16 protein-coding genes are annotated in these 17,047 nt (G+C 60.8%); 14 read left to right on the plus strand and 2 right to left on the minus strand.

Going from position 1 to position 17,047, the window contains the following annotated elements:
• Positions 1-81: 81 nt before the first annotated feature.
• Both ACUSIJ_RS12300 and ACUSIJ_RS12305 read right to left on the minus strand, forming a co-directional pair.
• A complete protein-coding gene (locus ACUSIJ_RS12300) occupies positions 82-984 on the minus strand; it encodes an EamA family transporter (protein ID WP_449308682.1) in 903 nt (300 codons plus the stop codon).
• Positions 981-1,595 (minus strand): nitroreductase family protein, encoded by a 615-nt coding sequence (locus ACUSIJ_RS12305; RefSeq protein ID WP_449308683.1) that lies wholly within the window; start codon positions 1,593-1,595, stop codon positions 981-983. Before ACUSIJ_RS12305 ends, ACUSIJ_RS12300 begins: the two co-directional genes overlap by 4 nt.
• A gap of 106 nt (positions 1,596-1,701) precedes the next feature.
• Between ACUSIJ_RS12305 and ACUSIJ_RS12310 the strand changes: the two genes are divergently transcribed.
• From ACUSIJ_RS12310 to ACUSIJ_RS12375, 14 genes are all read left to right on the plus strand, one after another.
• Positions 1,702-2,598, plus strand: coding sequence for a LysR family transcriptional regulator (locus tag ACUSIJ_RS12310; RefSeq protein WP_449308684.1), 897 nt, complete (start codon positions 1,702-1,704; stop codon positions 2,596-2,598).
• 138 nt (positions 2,599-2,736) lie between these two features.
• Positions 2,737-3,135: a hypothetical protein gene (locus tag ACUSIJ_RS12315; protein ID WP_449308685.1), complete on the plus strand. Its 399-nt coding sequence runs from the start codon at positions 2,737-2,739 to the stop codon at positions 3,133-3,135.
• Positions 3,136-3,447: 312 nt separating this feature from the next.
• On the plus strand, positions 3,448-3,672 hold the full coding sequence (locus tag ACUSIJ_RS12320; protein WP_449308686.1) for an antitoxin MazE family protein: 225 nt from the start codon (positions 3,448-3,450) through the stop codon (positions 3,670-3,672).
• Positions 3,669-4,028 carry a type II toxin-antitoxin system PemK/MazF family toxin gene (locus ACUSIJ_RS12325; protein WP_449308687.1) on the plus strand — a complete coding sequence of 120 codons (360 nt, stop codon included), beginning with the start codon at positions 3,669-3,671 and terminating at the stop codon, positions 4,026-4,028. Before ACUSIJ_RS12320 ends, ACUSIJ_RS12325 begins: the two co-directional genes overlap by 4 nt.
• Positions 4,029-4,122: 94 nt before the next feature.
• Positions 4,123-4,377, plus strand: a complete 255-nt coding sequence (locus ACUSIJ_RS12330; protein ID WP_449308688.1) for a hypothetical protein — start codon at positions 4,123-4,125, stop codon at positions 4,375-4,377.
• A gap of 21 nt (positions 4,378-4,398) precedes the next feature.
• Positions 4,399-5,292, plus strand: a complete 894-nt coding sequence (locus ACUSIJ_RS12335) for a zinc ribbon domain-containing protein (protein WP_449308689.1) — start codon at positions 4,399-4,401, stop codon at positions 5,290-5,292.
• Between the two features lie 205 nt (positions 5,293-5,497).
• Positions 5,498-6,985 (plus strand): tyrosine-type recombinase/integrase, encoded by a 1,488-nt coding sequence (locus ACUSIJ_RS12340; RefSeq protein WP_449308690.1) that lies wholly within the window; start codon positions 5,498-5,500, stop codon positions 6,983-6,985.
• Between the two features lie 374 nt (positions 6,986-7,359).
• On the plus strand, positions 7,360-7,851 hold the full coding sequence (locus ACUSIJ_RS12345) for an RNA polymerase sigma factor (RefSeq protein WP_449308691.1): 492 nt from the start codon (positions 7,360-7,362) through the stop codon (positions 7,849-7,851).
• A 123-nt stretch (positions 7,852-7,974) separates the two neighbouring features.
• Positions 7,975-8,928, plus strand: a complete 954-nt coding sequence (locus ACUSIJ_RS12350; RefSeq protein ID WP_449308692.1) for a FecR family protein — start codon at positions 7,975-7,977, stop codon at positions 8,926-8,928.
• A gap of 204 nt (positions 8,929-9,132) precedes the next feature.
• Positions 9,133-11,652: a TonB-dependent siderophore receptor gene (locus tag ACUSIJ_RS12355; protein WP_449308693.1), complete on the plus strand. Its 2,520-nt coding sequence runs from the start codon at positions 9,133-9,135 to the stop codon at positions 11,650-11,652.
• 383 nt (positions 11,653-12,035) lie between these two features.
• Positions 12,036-13,595, plus strand: coding sequence for a PepSY-associated TM helix domain-containing protein (locus ACUSIJ_RS12360; protein WP_449308694.1), 1,560 nt, complete (start codon positions 12,036-12,038; stop codon positions 13,593-13,595).
• A complete protein-coding gene (locus ACUSIJ_RS12365; protein WP_449308695.1) occupies positions 13,592-13,942 on the plus strand; it encodes a DUF3325 domain-containing protein in 351 nt (116 codons plus the stop codon). Before ACUSIJ_RS12360 ends, ACUSIJ_RS12365 begins: the two co-directional genes overlap by 4 nt.
• A complete protein-coding gene (locus tag ACUSIJ_RS12370; protein ID WP_449308696.1) occupies positions 13,939-15,666 on the plus strand; it encodes a cyclic peptide export ABC transporter in 1,728 nt (575 codons plus the stop codon). Before ACUSIJ_RS12365 ends, ACUSIJ_RS12370 begins: the two co-directional genes overlap by 4 nt.
• A 2-nt stretch (positions 15,667-15,668) precedes the next feature.
• The gene (locus tag ACUSIJ_RS12375) at positions 15,669-16,904 is read left to right on the plus strand and encodes an efflux RND transporter periplasmic adaptor subunit (RefSeq protein WP_449308697.1); all 1,236 of its coding nucleotides are present in this window, start codon (positions 15,669-15,671) and stop codon (positions 16,902-16,904) included.
• The last annotated feature ends 143 nt before the right edge of the window (positions 16,905-17,047 follow it).

The raw sequence follows: 17,047 nt of genomic DNA on the forward strand, positions 1-17,047 counted from the left end.
GAATGCGCCCATGCAACAAAAGCGACGGCTCGCTCCTATCAGATATTATGCGGCCGCCCCGACGCATTGCCCTGCCGTTTGTCAGGGGTTCGATCCGGCCGAGACCGGATCGCCCTTTCTCGAAGGAAGCGCGGGGCTGCGATTGCTGCGCTGGCCGAGCCAGATGCTGCCGATGACAAGCACGACGCCGAGGATTTGAAGCGCGGTCAGCGTCTGGCCGAGGAACAGCCAGCCGAGCAAAACGGCCGTTACCGGACTGAGAAAGCCCAGCGACGAAACCACCGCCGAGTCCAGCCGGGCGACGCCCCGGAACCAGAGGACGTAGGTCAGCGCCGCGCCGATCAGCCCGAGCCAGACCAGTCCAAGGAGGTTGGGCATGGTCGGAAGCGGAACGGACGGCTCGACAAGCAGGGCCGCTGGCACAAGAAGAAGTCCGCCGGCCGTCAGTTGCCATGCGGTGAAGGCGAGCAGCGACACTGGCGGCTGCCATTTGCGGGTCAATACGGTTCCGAAGGCCATGGAGGCTGCACCGGCGAGGCCCGCCGCAATGCCCACGGGATCGAGCGCCGCTTGGGGCGTGAGCAGCAGCAGGGCGACGCCACCAAGACCGATCATCGCCGCCAAGACCGAGACCATCCGTATCGTGCTGCCCAGCACGGCGGCGGCGAGGAAGATGACGATCAACGGCTGGACCGCTCCGACCGTCGCTGCCACCCCGCCCGGAAGACGGTAGGCCGACACGAACAACAGGCTCCAGAAGATCGAGAAGTTGAGCGCGCCGAGGATGAAGATGCGCAGCCACCATATCCCCGCCGGAAGCTGCCGCACGATCAGGAGCAGCAGCAGGCCGGCCGGCAAGGCCCGCAACAGCGCCACCGTCATCGGGGAATAGTCCGGCAGCAACTCGGTGGTGACGATGTAGGTGCTGCCCCATATGGCAGGCGCAATCGCCGTCAGCAGCAGATCGGACGCGCGGGCTTTCATGCGATTTCCAGGACTTCCGTGACCGGGCGGCGCGGCTTTTGCGGCCAGTTTCCGGGCGCGGCGCGACCGACCGCGACGAGCAGCACCGGCGCCTCGTTCGGCGCCAGGCCGAACGCGCGCGTCACGCCTTCGGCGTCGAATCCGACCATGGGGCCGGAGGCGAGGCCCAGCGCCTCGGCCGCGTGCATCAGCGTCGCCGCGCCGAAGGTAGCCGAGCGCACGGCTTCGTCGCGCGCCATCCGGGGGTCGGCATATTGCAGGCGCGCGCCTTCCTGCCAGCCTGACGCCATGGCCGCTGGCATGAAGCCGGCCTCCACGGAGGGACGCAACCGCTCGGGAAGAACGGCATGATCGGGAAGCACGCCGCAGATGATGAAGGTGACGGCTGCGTCCGATACCTTGGGCTGATCGTGGGCAACGCCGCGCAGCCGGGCCTTCGACTCCGGTGTCCGCACCGCGACAAACCGCCAGTTCTGGAGATTGTAGGCGGTCGGCGCGCGCGTCGCGAGCTGCACCAGTTGTTCGATCTCGGCATCGGTCAATGCGTGCGAGGCGTCGAACAGGTTGGCGGACACGCGCCGCTCGATGAGGGAGATGGTGGGGTTCGTCATTATGCCGTTCCGAATTGAGGGCTTTTCGGAAGGAGATACAGAATTTACCTGATGGTGATAATATGGGACATATGCAAGATACTATCCACCAATAGAGAATGATGTGATGGATCGCCTCACGGCCTTGCAAGTGTTCCGCCGCGTAGCGGAGTTGAACAGTTTCGCGGAAGCCGGGCGAAGCCTCGGGCTTTCTCCGGCCGCGATCAGCAAGAACGTCGCCGAGCTGGAAGCCCATCTCGGCGCGCGGCTCATCAACCGGACCACGCGGCGCATGGCCTTGACCGAAGAAGGCAGGCTCTATTTGGAGCATGTCACGCGTGGGCTGGATGCGCTGGCCGAGGCCGACCAGGCTCTCTGCCCGATCAAGACCGCGCCCAGCGGCACGCTGAGGGTCAGCGCCCCGATGACCGTCACCCTGACGCGACTCTCGGCAGCGATCCCCGGATTTCTGGCGCGCTATCCCGACTTGAATCTCGACCTGCATCTCGACGACAGGCGCGTGGACATCGTCCGCGAGGGTTTCGACCTTGCCATTCGCGGCAGCGACAATCTGGAGGATTCCAGCCTGATCGCGCGCAAGCTCGCGGTGATGCCGCATGTGCTATGCGCCGCGCCCTCCTATTTCGACAAGCATGGAAGGCCAGAAACGCCTTCCGACCTGAAAGGGCTCACCAGCGTCCGCTTCAGCCTCTCGGGTCATGCGGACATATGGGCGTTCAGCAAGGACGGCCGCACCGAACAGGTCGCCGTCGATGCAAGATACTCCGTTTCGTCGAGCCTTGCCGTGCGCGACGCGCTGCGCGCCGGCTTCGGCGTCAGCCTGATGCCTTATCCCTATGTCGAGGACGACTTGAAGGACGGCCGCCTGCAACCGGCGCTTGAGGATTGGAGCACGGTCGAAACCACGCTCTATGCGGTCTATCCGTCGCGGCAGCACGTCGCGCCGAAACTCCGCGCCTTGCTGGATTTTCTGATCGACGAGTTCACAACGCGCCAAGCGTAAGCCCTTACCGCAGACGAGCGGCCCGCCTACACCAGACTCTTGGCGGTCGCTCCGGCGGGCCGCTCGTCCGCTCCACCGTCGCGCCTATGGCAGTGAACAGAGACGCCTGCGGCTTCCTGATGCTTGCACGGCAAGCGCATGTTGACGGCGCGGCCATTGTTGAAACTCATGCACTTCTCTGGCGCGTTTGCCGCGCATTGGGCGGTATGGGATATACGCCAGATCGGCACGAATCCGGCAGCCGTTTTGCAGATCGGCGGTCGCAGCTATGTGCCTTCGGCAGCGGATTTCGTTGCAGTGTTCATGCAGGAAATCGGCGCGTTTAGTGCAAGATCGGAAATTGCGGATTTTGGGCGAAAAGGGCGGAGTTTCGGAGGGCAAGGTAAAAGAAACCGGCACTACGTTGGCCGGATTTCGGAAATTGTCCTTGTCTGCACACCGTTTAGGTGGGCCGCGACCGGCACCATGATTTTCGGCCCCGCGTGCCGCGATTTCGCGCAAAGCCTTGGCTTTGCTGGATTTCGACCGGCACCATAGGCCGAAATCATCCAGTTTTCGGCATCTTCGGTGCGGAGAGCGCCCAAAGCGCATCGCAGCACATAACGGCGTGATGGTCTTGCTACCCGGAGCATGAAACCGGACCGCCGTCAGGCCCTCAAGGCCAAGCCGCTGCGCGGGGGCGCTATGCGCCCGCCTTGACCGCCTGCCGCCGCCCCGGTGGAGGCTTGGGAAGCAGACAAGGACGGATTGGGGGCGCTGTCGCGCTCCCTTGCCGGAACGAATGAAAGGGGTGGCCATCGCAAGGGGATCATGGTAGGTTACATGTAACTATAGACATGGAGGCCGATCATGGCGACAGCATCCAATTCCAAGCCCGTGCGGGTGAAGGTGCGCGAGCACCGCGACCGGCTGCGCGCCCAGGGACTGCGGCCCATCCAGATTTGGGTGCCGGACGTGCGCGCCGCCTCTTTCCGGGACGAGGCGCACCGCCAGTCGCAGGCGGTCGCCGCGAGCACCCATGCCCGCGAGGATCAGGCGTTCATCGACGCGGTTTCCGATTGGGACGATGAATGAGGCGCGGCGAGGTCTGGACGGTCTTGGGCGGCAAGGATTATGCGGGCAAGCCGCGCCCGGTCGTGATCGTTCAGGACGACAGCTTTGACGCCACCGACTCGATCACGATCTGCGCCTTCACCACCGACCCGACCGATGCGCCACTGTTCCGCCTCATGGTGGAGCCGAACGAGCGCAACGGCTTGCGTTCCCCCTGCCGCCTGATGGTGGACAAGATTACCACCGTTCCCAAGGCGAAGATGGGCACGCGTGTCGGGCGTCTCGATGACGAGGACATGGTGCGGCTCAACCAGGCCATCATGGTATTCCTCGGCATGGCCGCCTCTCCCCGAACCGGAAGGAGGAAAGAGACATGAGCGTTATAGCTTCGGTCGGAGGGGACGGCGAAAGACGGCAATCGGCGGCGAACGGGTCGTTCTGGATATGGAAGGTCCGGGCGATGATGGGCGCATGTCCAGCACGCGCGCTCATCGCAGGCCCAACCGTCGCTGGCACGTCGAAACCGGCGTGCTGCCCAACGATCTTTACGACTATGCTAAGCCCCAGCCGTCGCCGCGCGTCAGGCGGCCGGTCAAGCATGACCTTGCCGGCTGGACCGTCACCGATGACTGGCCCGAGCATGTCCCAGTCGCGGAGGCCGAGGTGGACGTGTTCGAGGCTTGGTTCGGCGATCTATTCGATGAACTCTTCGGGCCGTGTCGATGATGTGAGAAGGAGGCTTCTGCCATGACCGCACCCCAACTCTCGAACGGGGTGCGTGCCGCCCTCTATCTGCGCGTCTCGACCGCCCGGCAGAGCGAGGTTGCCATCATGGCGGTGCCGCCCTTGATCGAGCGCGAGATTTTCGACACCGTGCAAGCCCGCCTGAAATCCCGCAATCCCATGGTGACACCGGCGCGCGTGTCGAGTGGCCCCACGCTGCTGACCGGCATCTGCTTCTGCGTCAAGTGTGGAGGCGCAATGACGCTCCGCACCGGCCGGGGCAGCGCAGGGCAGACATATCGTTATTACACCTGCTCGACCAAGGCCCGGCAGGGCAAGACCGGCTGCAAGGGCCGCACGATCCCGATGGACAAGCTGGACCATCTGGTCGCCGATTACATCGGGGATCGCCTGCTCCAGCCCAAGCGGCTGGAAACCGTGCTCGCCAGCGTCATCGACCGCCGACAGGAGCGCACCGAGCGCCGCCGTGAACACCTTGCCGAGCTTCAAAGGCGAATCACGGAAGCCGACCAACGGCTCGGCCGTTTCTTTGACGCTATCGAAGCCGGCATGGTGGACAAGGACGACGCCATGGCGAAAGAGCGCATGGCGAGCCTAAAGGGGCGTTGCGGGATCAAGCCGCCGCCGACGCGGAGCGCACGCAACTTGCGCTCGACAGTTCAGGCAATCAGGGCATCACCCCCGACATGCTCAAGGGGTTCGCCCGTAAGGCTCGTGAACGGATACGCCGCGACGGTGGCGGCTACCGCCGCGACCACCTGCGCGCGCTGGCGCAGCGCGTCGAGGTCGCGGACGACGAGGTTCGCATCATGGGATCGAAGTCGGAACTGCTGCGAACGCTGGTCGCCGCTTCTAGCGGTAAATCGGCGGCGTTCGGCGTTCAGAGTTCTGTTCTGAAATGGCGCACCCGGCACGATTCGAACGTGCGACCTTTGCCTTCGGAGTTTGAATTACTAATTAATATCTACTTTTATACGCTTGTATATACTAGGAAAAGTATTGAAAAACATCAATTTTATATTGACGCAGTTTCTTGCGCCAAGCTATGTTTGGACGTCGCTTGGTTGCAATATGGTTGCAACTTTCAGCCTCGGGTGTCGCCATGCCGATTGTTTCAAAGCTCACCAAAAGGGTTGTGGATTCTCTAGTTTCTGACGGGACGAAAACGGGCACTTTGTACTGGGATACCGAGTTGGCCGGGTTTGGTGTGCGCGTTTCGGCCTCCGGTGCAAAGAAATTCATTGTTAAGTACCGAACGGAGAGTGGCCGGCAACGCTGGTTGACCCTGGGTGCCTTCGGTCCGCTAACCTGCGATCGTGCGCGCGATCTCGCGAGGATTGAACTTGCCAAGGTGATCGAAGGTGCAGACCCTGCCGCTGAACGCCGGGCGAAACGTGACGCCGTAACGGTTGCCCAGCTCTGCGATCTCTATCTTGCTGCTGCTCGTAATGGCTTGGTGCTGGGACGCGGTGGCACACCGAAAAAACAGAGTACGATCGATACTGACGAAAGCCGTATCAAGGCACAGATCAAGCCATTGCTGGGCTCGATTCCAGCGTCGGAAGTCGGGCGCCCCGACATTGAGAAATTTAAAGCGGACGTGATGGCTGGCAAGGCCAAGCGGGACGTGCGAACGAAACCTCGTGGGCGTTCAATCGTAACGGGAGGGCTGGGGGCTGCCACACGGACACTGGGACTGCTGGGAGCTATTTATACCTGGGGCATTGACAATGGTTATGTGAACGACAATCCGGTTCGAGGGGTTCGGCGTTTCGCCTACGCCAAGCGCGAGGCTCTCCTGACGGGCGAACAATATCATTGGCTCGGCATTACCCTCGACTACCTCGCGGCCCAGCGTCACCGTAACGGGAGGTTGAAGCATCACGCTCGTGGTCTTCGGGCAATACGCTTTATCGCCTGCAGCGGTCTTCGTCTTAATGAGACAGCAAACCTGCGATGGGTCGAGGTGGATCAGGATGGTCGTTGTCTTGGTCTTGGCAATACCAAAACCGGCTTTTCGTTACGCCCGCTTGGCCGAAGTGCCTACCAGTTCATCGCGGATCTCGATGATAGAGGCAGTGAGTTTGTTTTTCCTTGCGAAAGCGGGGGGCATGGCTATCGCGGGTTGCCCAAATTATGGCTCACCGTGAAGAGGACCGCGCGGCGCCTTGCAAGAGATGCCCGGCCAGATATTCGTTTTCCGGATGATGAGCCCGGCCCGCTTGATCGGCTGACACTCCATTCGTTACGGCATAGTTATGCGGGTATGGCAGAATCTCTGGGTGCGACGATTCCTACCATTGGTGCGCTTCTCGGTCATTCAAGCGGAAGATCCAAGGAAGGCGTGGGTGGGGTTGGCGGAGTGACGGGCGGCTATATTCTGAAACGGCTCGATCGCTCGCTTGTCGCGATGGCGGATCGCACCTCCAAGCATATCGTTCGGGCGATGCGCGGCGAAAAGGTAACTGCGGAAGTGATTAGTTTCCGGCCAAGAGCCACTCCGGATAGAAAGAGTGCTTCCCGGACAAGGCGGAACGGTCCCTTACAAGATCGCGTAATCGGAAGGCTTCCGGCGAGTTCGGAGCGATAACGGGTTTCGCACAGTGCAAGCCTTGTTGGTTTCCGACACAAAAGTGACAGACATGGGTTGTGTGAAATCGTGTTGCATAATGACAACACACCAAACGAAACACCATTCGAAGACGGCACCTGCTACTAGGAAGGGCAGAGGCGGAGGAAATTCCATACAAGCGAATACGCGATTAGAAGCATGGCCTTCCGATGCAGTTTTTATCGATTTGAAAAAGCAATTTTCGAATGCATCCAAATAATTGCGATTGCGGAGTTTTTCTCCTGTGCTATCAGAATTTCAGGTTAGCTGGGCCGCCATCTTGAAAGGCGATGATAGCGCGACAGAGTGCATTATCCATGACGACTTCCACGACCGACTTTCAGGACGATCTCATGTCGGTCTACGTTCGACATTGGAAAAAGTTGCGCGGCCTGTTGCAGAAGCGCGTTGGTTCCGACGAACTGGCAGAAGATGCCCTGCAGGAAACCTGGCTTCGGCTGGCGAGCATGAAGGGCGACACGGCGGCGATCCACGACAGGCAGGCATTCATCCTTCGTGTGGCCGGTAACATAGCGATTGATCTTGCCCGCCGGGAAAAGCGTCACAGCGCGCGTTGCGTCAGCGATGAGGCACTGCTCAATGCAGTGGCGGACAGCTACCCGTCGCCCGAGACATTTGCCATCGACCGGGACCAGCTTCGTTTCCTGGCTCTCGCCCTTGCCCAATTGCCGCCAAAGCCGCGAGTGACCCTACTGCTGAACCGTTGTGAAGGGCTTTCCCACCGCGAGATCGGGCAGAAACTTGGGGTTTCGGAAGGCATGGTCGCGCGGTATATGGCTCAGGCCCTGCGTCATTGCCGGGATCATTTCCGCGTCATCGCCTGATTTTCGCTGCTACCCAGTGTATGTTCAGCTGACTCGTTTCGTCTTTATTTCAGGGGGATGTTTGCTCCCGGCGAATGGGTGCAGAGGGCTGGCACACCATCTAGACAAGTGGCGACTGGGCAGATGACTGCGGAGAGTAAACCAGAAAGACCTGATATTGCTCTCAGCGACGAGGCCATCGACTGGCTCGTCAAGCTCTATTCCGGCCGCGCGACTGACGAGGACCGGGCCGCGTTCATTGCATGGCGCCTGCAGAGCCACGATCACGAGCTGGCAGCCCGCGAAGCGGAGGCCATCTGGCAGGGGATCGGCATCGTCGGGGACAAGATCCGAGATGAAGAACGGAATGAAGCGCGGGCAAAGCTCACACGGCGGTCGATTCTCGGCGTCGGGGGTCTGGCGCTGATCGGTGCGGGGGCGACGAGATCGGGCCTGGTGGGGCCATACCTCTTTGCCGATTACACCACCGGCGTCGGGGAACAGCGTACCATTACCTTGCCAGACGGTTCGTCAGTGTTCCTAAACGCCAATTCGGCCCTATCCACCGACTTCACCGACGACATGCGATCGCTGACGCTTCATGAGGGACAGGCGACCTTCACCGTTGCGCACGACGTCGAACGCCCATTCGTCGTAGAGGCGAGACGGGGGCGCACCCAGGCGCTCGGTACGATGTTCGATGTCGACATCCGGCCGGAGGAAGTCGTCGTGACGGTGATCGAGGGAACCGTTGCGGTCACGACCGACGCGGCACCTTCGGACAGTGTGACAGCGACGGTCGATGAACGTGTTCGCTACGCCCTCGGCGCTCCATCCGCAGCCGAGCCGGTCGATGCCAGCATCGAAACAGCGTGGCGCCGGGGCAAGCTCATTTTCAACCGGCGGCCGTTGGGCGATGTCGTCGCTGAGATCGAGCGCTATCGTTCGGGTCAGATTATCATTGCCAGCGACCGGCTAAGGAAGCTTGAGGTTACCGGGGTGTTCGACCTTTCCGACGTCGAGGCGATCCTCAATACGGTCGAAGAGACACTTCCGGTCCGCGTGACGCGGCTGCCGCTTGTGACGATCATTCGATAGCCATCACTTTGATACCAATAAAATATCAATGTATTTCATATAGTTATAAGAAAATTGAAATTTTTCTCTGATTCCCGGTGTAGGATTCCTTCCGTCATTTCGTCCTTGTAGTAAGGGCATGGAACATAACGCCACGGAACATAGCGCCGTACCGCGCTTGACGATGCCCTCCAGATTTCAGGTAACATGGGCGGATGGCATCCAATGGGCGACGTGATTTCAGACAACGGAAAGAGGATCAGTTACAGGCGTTCGGTCAAGGCCATGTTACTGGGAACAGCCGCCATTTATTTGGCGGCGGGCCTGACGGGAGACCTCGTCCAAATCGCCCATGCCCAGAATTCGGCGGCGCAAAGCGCTGTCACTGACGCTACCACGTTCAACATTCGCCCGCAGGAACTTGGGTCGGCGCTTACGGCGTTCGCTGACCGTGCCGGATTACGACTGTTATTCCCGTCGAAGCTCGTTGCGGGAAAAAGAAGTCCCGGCATCTCGGGCACCCTGACCCAGGAGCAAGCGCTGAACCGACTGCTGGCGGGTACCGGGCTGTCGTGGCGGTTCACTGTCGCCAACACCGTGACCATCATCGATCCTTCGGCATCGAATGGTGCGAGCAACGTGGAGACGGACGGCTCGCTGGTGCTGGATACGATCACGGTTCAGGGTCAAGGCGAAAATGCCTGGGGACCGGTGGATGGATATGTTGCGACGCGAAGTGCGATTGGCACCAAGACAGGAGCTTCGATAGTCGAAACGCCACAGTCCCTATCCGTTATTGGTCGTCAGGAAATGGAGGATCGTGGCGTTAAAACACTCGGAGAGGCACTGGTATACACACCGGGCGTTAACACTTCCACCGACGGGCAAGTCGATAACGGGATGGAAGCTATACGTATAAGGGGGTTTTCTGCCGACAGTCCTTACGTTGACGGTATCTACAATCCAGAAGGATGGATAGAACCATATGGAATGGAGCGAATTGAAGTTCTGCGCGGACCGGCTTCAATCCTATACGGTCAGGCAAGCCCGGGGGGAGTCATCGGAGCTGTTAGTAGGATGCCGACAGAGCACACCGTAAGAGAAGTAGGAGTCCTCACAAGCGAGCACGGCGGAATACAAGGAACCTTCGATTTCGGCGGCAAACTCACCGACGACGGGACGCTCCTTTATCGGTTGACTGGCCTCGGAAGGGACCTGGGTGCTGGCTTCAATGCCAAAGACGTTCGCCTAAAGCGAATATACATCGCTCCTGCCTTGACATGGAAGCCGACGGAAGACACAAAGCTGACCGTACTTGCAAAATATCAATATGACCCTGATTTTCCGGGTCAAATGGCTACCTGGCCTCGAGTTGGCACCTTGGTGCCAAGCACTAGCGGATTCAGGTTCCGCAATAATATGTATCTGAGTGATCCGGCCTTCGATGATCATTCATATCGCGAGCAGTCTCAGGTCGGTTATCTACTCGAACACAATCTAACAAAAAACTGGACGATAAAGCAGAATCTCCGCATCATCCGTAATGAGCTGGAAAGGATGTATCTGCTCGGATTTCCAAATGCGAATAATCCCGTGACTTTCCGGAACGCACAGCGTCAATACGGACTTCAAGATACGTATGCAGTCGACAATCAGTTGCTCGGGCGTTTCAATACATGGTCCCTGAAGCATAGTAGCATTATTGGTTTTGATTTTCGCCGAATAGATACCACAGGGATGAATGCAGCAGCTGGAACGGCTCCCACAATCGATCTCAGCAACCCCATATATGGAATCGTTTCAGGCCCAATACCTGCGCTAACATCCGGTACCAATCAACGCCTCTACCAGACTGGCGTGTATGCCCAAGACCAAATAAAGTGGGGAGGCTTCACCCTCCTCGCAGGAGGTCGCTACGACTGGGCGTCGTCGCGCACATGGAATATTTTCGATAATCACAAGCTAACCAATGAAACGAAACAAGAAAAATTTACCTATCGGGTGGGGGCTGTTTACGAGTTTGCCAATGGCATAGCTCCATACATAAGCTATACGACGTCATTTCAACCCCAAACCGGTACCACTGGACCGGAGCGAGGAAATAGCCCATTTGAGCCGACGACAGGCCAACAGGCTGAGATCGGCATAAAATATCAACCGCCATGGTTCGATGGCTTTTTCACTGTTGCAGTCTACGATCTCAAGCGACAGAATGTCGTAACTGTGGATCCCATATACACAACGAGGCAAATTCAGCTTGGTGAAGTTCAATCGAAAGGTTTCGAGTTCTCGGCAAGTGGCAATATAACGGACGAATTTCGCTTCATTGCACAGTACAGCTATACGGATAGCAGGACGACAAAAGGCTATACACGACCCGGAGGAGTGGATCCCGTCGGTAAGACGGGAACAGGTATCCCCTTGCATACCGCTGGATTTTGGCTTGACTATACGTTTTCGAGTGGGCCGCTTGATGGTCTAGGACTTGCAGCGGGTGTCCGATATTCTGGGGCGAGCTGGGGGGATACCGAGAACACTTGGAAAGTACCAGGCGCGACAGTTGTGGATGCAGCAATACGGTATGACCTTGGCAAGCGTTTTCCGAACCTTGATGGCCTTAATGCCGCAGTTAATATTACAAATCTTTTGGATAAAGAGTACATTAACAGATGTATTACAGTGAGTGGAAGCTGCACTTTTGGCGCAGGTCGTCGGATTACAGGTTCTATCGTCTACAGGTGGTGAGGATTGCTGTGATGAAACTAGCCGATGCACGGCTTCGCCTCAAAGCACCCGTTGTCAGTCGGCAGTCAGTAATTGGAGCATATGATGCACAACAATGATCGTTTAATAGCGGCTTGGACCAAGGTCATTGTTCGGCTCATCGTTGCGATAGTGGGAGGCTATTGTGCCTCTCTGATCGCATCTGCTGTGCTAGTTTCTTCACTGTCCGCCCCCCGTGGCCAACTGATCCTCGCCGCTCAGATGGTCTCATTCTCGATTTATGCCGTTCTCATATTGTGGACGTTTACAGCCAGTACGGCGAGTTCGGCGTTGATCGGTATTCTTCTGATCGCTGTCATATCTGGCACCGGGCTACTCTTGAGCGCCTGGTTGGGCAGTCGATTGTGACTGGATCGTTTCGCCAGTCGATGGCCCAGTTTCACACTTGGGTGGGTCTGATCGCCGGATGGATTCTGTTTGTCGTGTTCCTATCCGGCACGCTGGCCTACGTTCAGGACGAGATTACGCAATGGGCGCGGCCAGAGTTACGCGGAGAAACGACGCCGCGAGACGCGGCGGAACGTGCTGTCATCTGGGCAGGGAACCATGTCCCTCCGACGGCAACACAATGGCAGTTCGGCCTTGCGGGAGAGCGATCGAACATCAGTTGGGTCTTCTGGCGCGATGGCGGCAGCGCAAGGCGGGTCATTCTGGATGCGGCGGGCAAAGAGGTTCGCCCCAGAGACTCCGCCGGCGGCGGGTTCTTTCTCGGCTTCCACTACAACCTGCAGTATATGCCCTGGTTCTGGGGCCGCTGGATCGTCGGTGCCGCTGCCATGGCCGGGTTGGTCGGCACCATCAGCGGGATCATCATACACAAGAAGCTGTTCGCCGATTTCTTCACGCTACGCCTCGGGAAGGGACAGCGCTCGTGGCTTGATGCCCATAACATCATGGGCGTGCTGACGCTGCCTTTCCTGCTGATGATCACCTATACGGGGCTCGTTGTCAGCATGTGGATGTACGTACCTGGTGTGGCCGCCCTGATCCCATCAGACGGGACGCAGACAATCGCAGGAGCACCACCCATGCCGCCAACAGGCGTGGACCGGTTAGCCCCGCTCACGCCCATAGGTCCGGTGCTCGACAAGGCTATCGCGCTGTGGAACGGGTATCAGCCCGGCTCGCTTCTGATCCGCAATCCTGGCACCGCAGCAGCGGTGATCGAGGTTCGTCCGGCAGGTCCGAATCGCCTCGATTCACTGGCGAACGACACGCTGGTTTTCGATGGCGTGACCGGCGAACTGCGGTCGGGACATCCTCGAAAGCCGCCCGCTCTCATCCATTCCATCCACGGCGTCATGCACGGCCTTCACGAGGGACGCTTCGCTTCACCCGTGCTGCGCTGGCTCTATTTCCTTTCCGGACTCGCCGGCACGCTGATGATCGCGGTCGGCCTCATTCTCTGGACGGTGAAGCGTCGTCAGCGGTTGCCTGATCCGCAGCGTCCGCCCTTCGGCTTCCGGCTGGTCGAGGGGCTGAACATCGCCACGCTCGCCGGCTTCCCGGCCGGCATCGCCGTCTATTTCCTGTCGAACCGTCTGCTGCCGACCGACATGGAAGCGCGGGCGGCATGGGAGATCCACAGCCTCTTCATCACCTGGGGGCTGGCCGCCATCTGGACCGTGATCCGGCCCGCACGACGCGCGTGGATCGAGACGCTCACCGTCGCGGGCGCGCTCTATGCCGCCGTTCCGGTGGTGAGCGCGCTCACCACGGACAGGGGCCTGATCCCAAGCCTCATCGCCGGCGACCGGGTCTTCATCTGCTTCGATACCGTCATGCTTCTCGCCGCTGCCCTGTTCGCGCTCGCAGCCCGGAAGGTCGCGACCCACAGGCCGCAGGCGGCGCGGCGGCGCAAAGGCGCTTCGAAGAGCGCATCGGTTGTGGAGGCTTCATCATGAGCCATGTTCTCTGCCTGCTGTTCGCCAGCGCGGGTTTCCTCGCCCTCAGCCTCGCCATGACACGCCACCAGAACGACATGCTCGGCCGGCGCTTGCCTGCGCGCTTCTGCCTCGCGCTGCGCGGCAGCGGCTTCGCCTTGCTGGCGCTCGCATGGGCCGTTGCCGTCAGAGGTCAGGGCTTCGGCATCGGAACAATCGTCTGGTGCGGCCACCTCACGTTGGCCGGCCTGCTGGTCGTCGCCCTGCATACATGGCACGCACGACGCCACGTCGCCCCGTCACATGCCGGCAAGGGCCAAGCCGCCGCAGGCAACACCCGGCGCCGCACCCGGGAGAAGACGGCATGAGCGAGAGCAAGACCACGCTCATCTCCGAGGGCATCCGCCTTCTGCGTCCGTTCTGGCCGATCGCGCTGTTCGCGACCGTGATGGGGACATTGAGCGGCCTCGCCACGGCCTGGCTGCTCGCCACCATCAACCGGGCGCTGTTTGCAGATGGCGACATCACCGCAGCCCTGATGTGGACCTTCACCGGCCTCGTCGTGCTGACCCTCGCGGGCGAGATCGTGTCGGACCTCGGCAATTCGTGGATCGGCCAGCAGATCATCACCAGCCTGAGGAAAGAGCTGGTCGCCCGGGTCGTGGCCGCGCCGATCGACCAGATCGAGCGCTACAAGAGCCATCGCCTGCTGTCCGTGCTCGGCCAGGACGTCGATACCGTCTCCAACTTTTCGTATGGCTTTTCCTCGCTCGCCATTGCGCTCGCGGTGACCACGGGCTGCATCGCTTATCTGCTGTTCCTGTCACCGCCGCTGTTCGTCATCGTTGCGGTGGCCATCGGTATCGGCGTGACCATCAACCGCTATGCCCGCAAGCGCGGCGCGGCCCATTACGACGTCGCCCGCAGTGCGCAGGATGATCTCTACAAGCACTACCGGGCCATCAGCGAGGGCGCCAAGGAGTTGCGGATCAACCGGCAGCGGCGCCGGCGCGTGCATGGCGAGCAATTGACCGCCACCATCGATCGCATCCGCGACAGGAAGGTAAAGGCGTTCCGCATCTTCATGTCGGCCAATGCGGCCGACAGCGCTTTGTTCTTCGCAGCCATCGGCCTCATCGTCGGCTGGCAGGGCTGGTTCGGGGTCGACCGGACCGTGGTGTCCGGCTTTGTGCTGGTGCTGCTCTACGTCAAGGGACCGCTCAATCAGGCGCTCGGCGCCTATGCAAGCTTCGTCAACGCACAGGTCTCGTTCCGCCGCATCGCGCAGCTCTCGGCCGACTTCGCCAATCCCGAGCCGCGCCTTGCCGACACGGACAAGGCGGCATCCGATCCTGCAACGCTCCCGGCTGTCTCCTCCATCGAACTGCGTGGCGCGCGCTACACCTTCCCCGCGGCCGAGGGCGTGGAGCCGTTCGCGCTCGGCCCCGTCGACCTGACCATCCGGGGTGGCGAGATCCTGATGATCGTGGGCGAGAACGGCTCGGGCAAGACGACGCTCATCAAGCTGCTGCTCGCCCTCTACGAGCCGCAGGAGGGCGCGCTGCTGCTGAACGGCGAGCCGGTGACGCCGGAAAACCGCGACGACTACCGCCAGCTCTTCTCGGCCATCTTCTTCGACTATTTCCTGTTCGACGATCTCGTGGTGCCGGGCGGCATCCTGCCGGAAGTGGCGAGCCTCTACCTGAGCAAGCTTGAGATCGCCCACAAGGTCACGGTGGAGGACGGCAGGTTCTCGACCACCGACCTGTCAGCTGGCCAGCGCAAGCGTCTGGCACTCATTCAGGTTTATCTCGAAGGCCGGCCGGTGATCGTCTTCGATGAATGGGCGGCCGAGCAGGACCCGACCTTCCGGCGGTTGTTCTACACGGAGATGCTGCCCGACCTGAAGCGGCAGGGCAAGACGCTGATCGTCATTTCGCATGACGACCGCTACTTCGGAGCGGCAGACCGGGTCGTGCGGCTGGAGGCAGGCCGGATCGTCGGGACGATCGACAATACGGGCGGACGGAGCAGTTCCGTATCCGGTGTCCGTTCCATCGCCGACGCCGCCTCGACGGCGGCAGGGAGCTGACGATGGCCGGTTCCGCCTTTCCGCAGATGTCGACGAAAGGGACACGGGGCCACCGCCGCTGGCGGAGCAGGCTCCTTGTCGCCGGGATCGTTGCTGTGGCGCTGGGCGTGGGCTTTTATCGGGCCGGCGGTGCGACCGCCTCTTCCGGCGTGACGCTCCTGTCGGAAGAGGTGAAGCGCGGCACCATCGAGGACGTGGTGACGGCCACCGGCAAAATCCTGCCGCGCGCCTATGTCGATGTCGGCGCGCAGGCTTCGGGCAGGCTCGACGCCATCCCCGTGCGCATCGGTGAGAGCGTCAGGCAGGGCGATCTTCTGGCAAGGATCGATCCGCAGGTGCAGACGGCGCAGGTCGAGGCCGGCCGGGCGGAACTGCACCGGCTAGAAGCCAATCTGGCCGCCCAGGAAGCGGAGGCGGCCTTCGCCGCCGCGCAGCTGAAGCGCAATGCGGTGCTCGCCCCCGGCAAGGCCATTTCACAGGCAGCGTTCGACGAGGCGACGCGCGACGCGAGGATAGCGGCCGCAAAGGTCGACGCCATCCGCGCCGAGATCGAGAAGATGCAATCGACCCTGAAGTCGGACGAAGCAAAACTCGGCTACACCAGCATCTATGCGCCCATGTCCGGCACCGTGGTGTCGATCGATGCCCGTGAGGGCCAGACGCTGAACGCGGCATATTCCACCCCGGTCGTCATGCGCATCGCGGACCTCACGACCATGACGGTATGGACGCAGGTGTCGGAGGCCGACGTCACCCGCCTGTTTGAGGGCATGGAGGTCTGGTTCACCACGCTCGGACATGGCGACCGGCGCTGGACGGCAAGGCTGAAGCAGGTGCTGCCCGCTCCGCACAAGCCGGAGAAGGCATCCGGACAGGGCGAGGCCGCATCATCCGGTTCCACCAACAATGTCGTGCTCTACACAGCGCTGTTCGATGTCGACAATGGCGCCGGCGAACTGCGGCCGGAGATGACGGCGCAGGTCTCCTTCGTCGTGGATCGCCGTAACGACGTGGTGATCGCGCCGGTGGCGGCGCTGCGCTTCAAACCGCTGGAAAGCGGCCATTCGCATGTCGACGTGCTGGGACCGGACGGCCGGCGCATCGACCGCGGCATCATGACCGGGCTGCGCACCCGCTTCGAGGCGCAGGTGCTGTCAGGACTGGAGCCGGGCGAGCGGGTGGTGACCGGCGCCCGGCAAGCCACAGGCGGTCGTTCGCTCGTGGGGTTCCGGCTATGACGGGGGTGGAGAAAAAACCGCTGATCGAACTCGCGGACCTGCGCAAAGTATTCGTCACCTCGGAGACGGTCGCGGTCGAGGTGCTGCGCGGCGTGTCATTAACAATCAACGCGGGCGAGTTCGTGGCCATCGTCGGCCAGTCT

It is taken from the genome of Pseudochelatococcus sp. B33 (assembly GCF_053570585.1).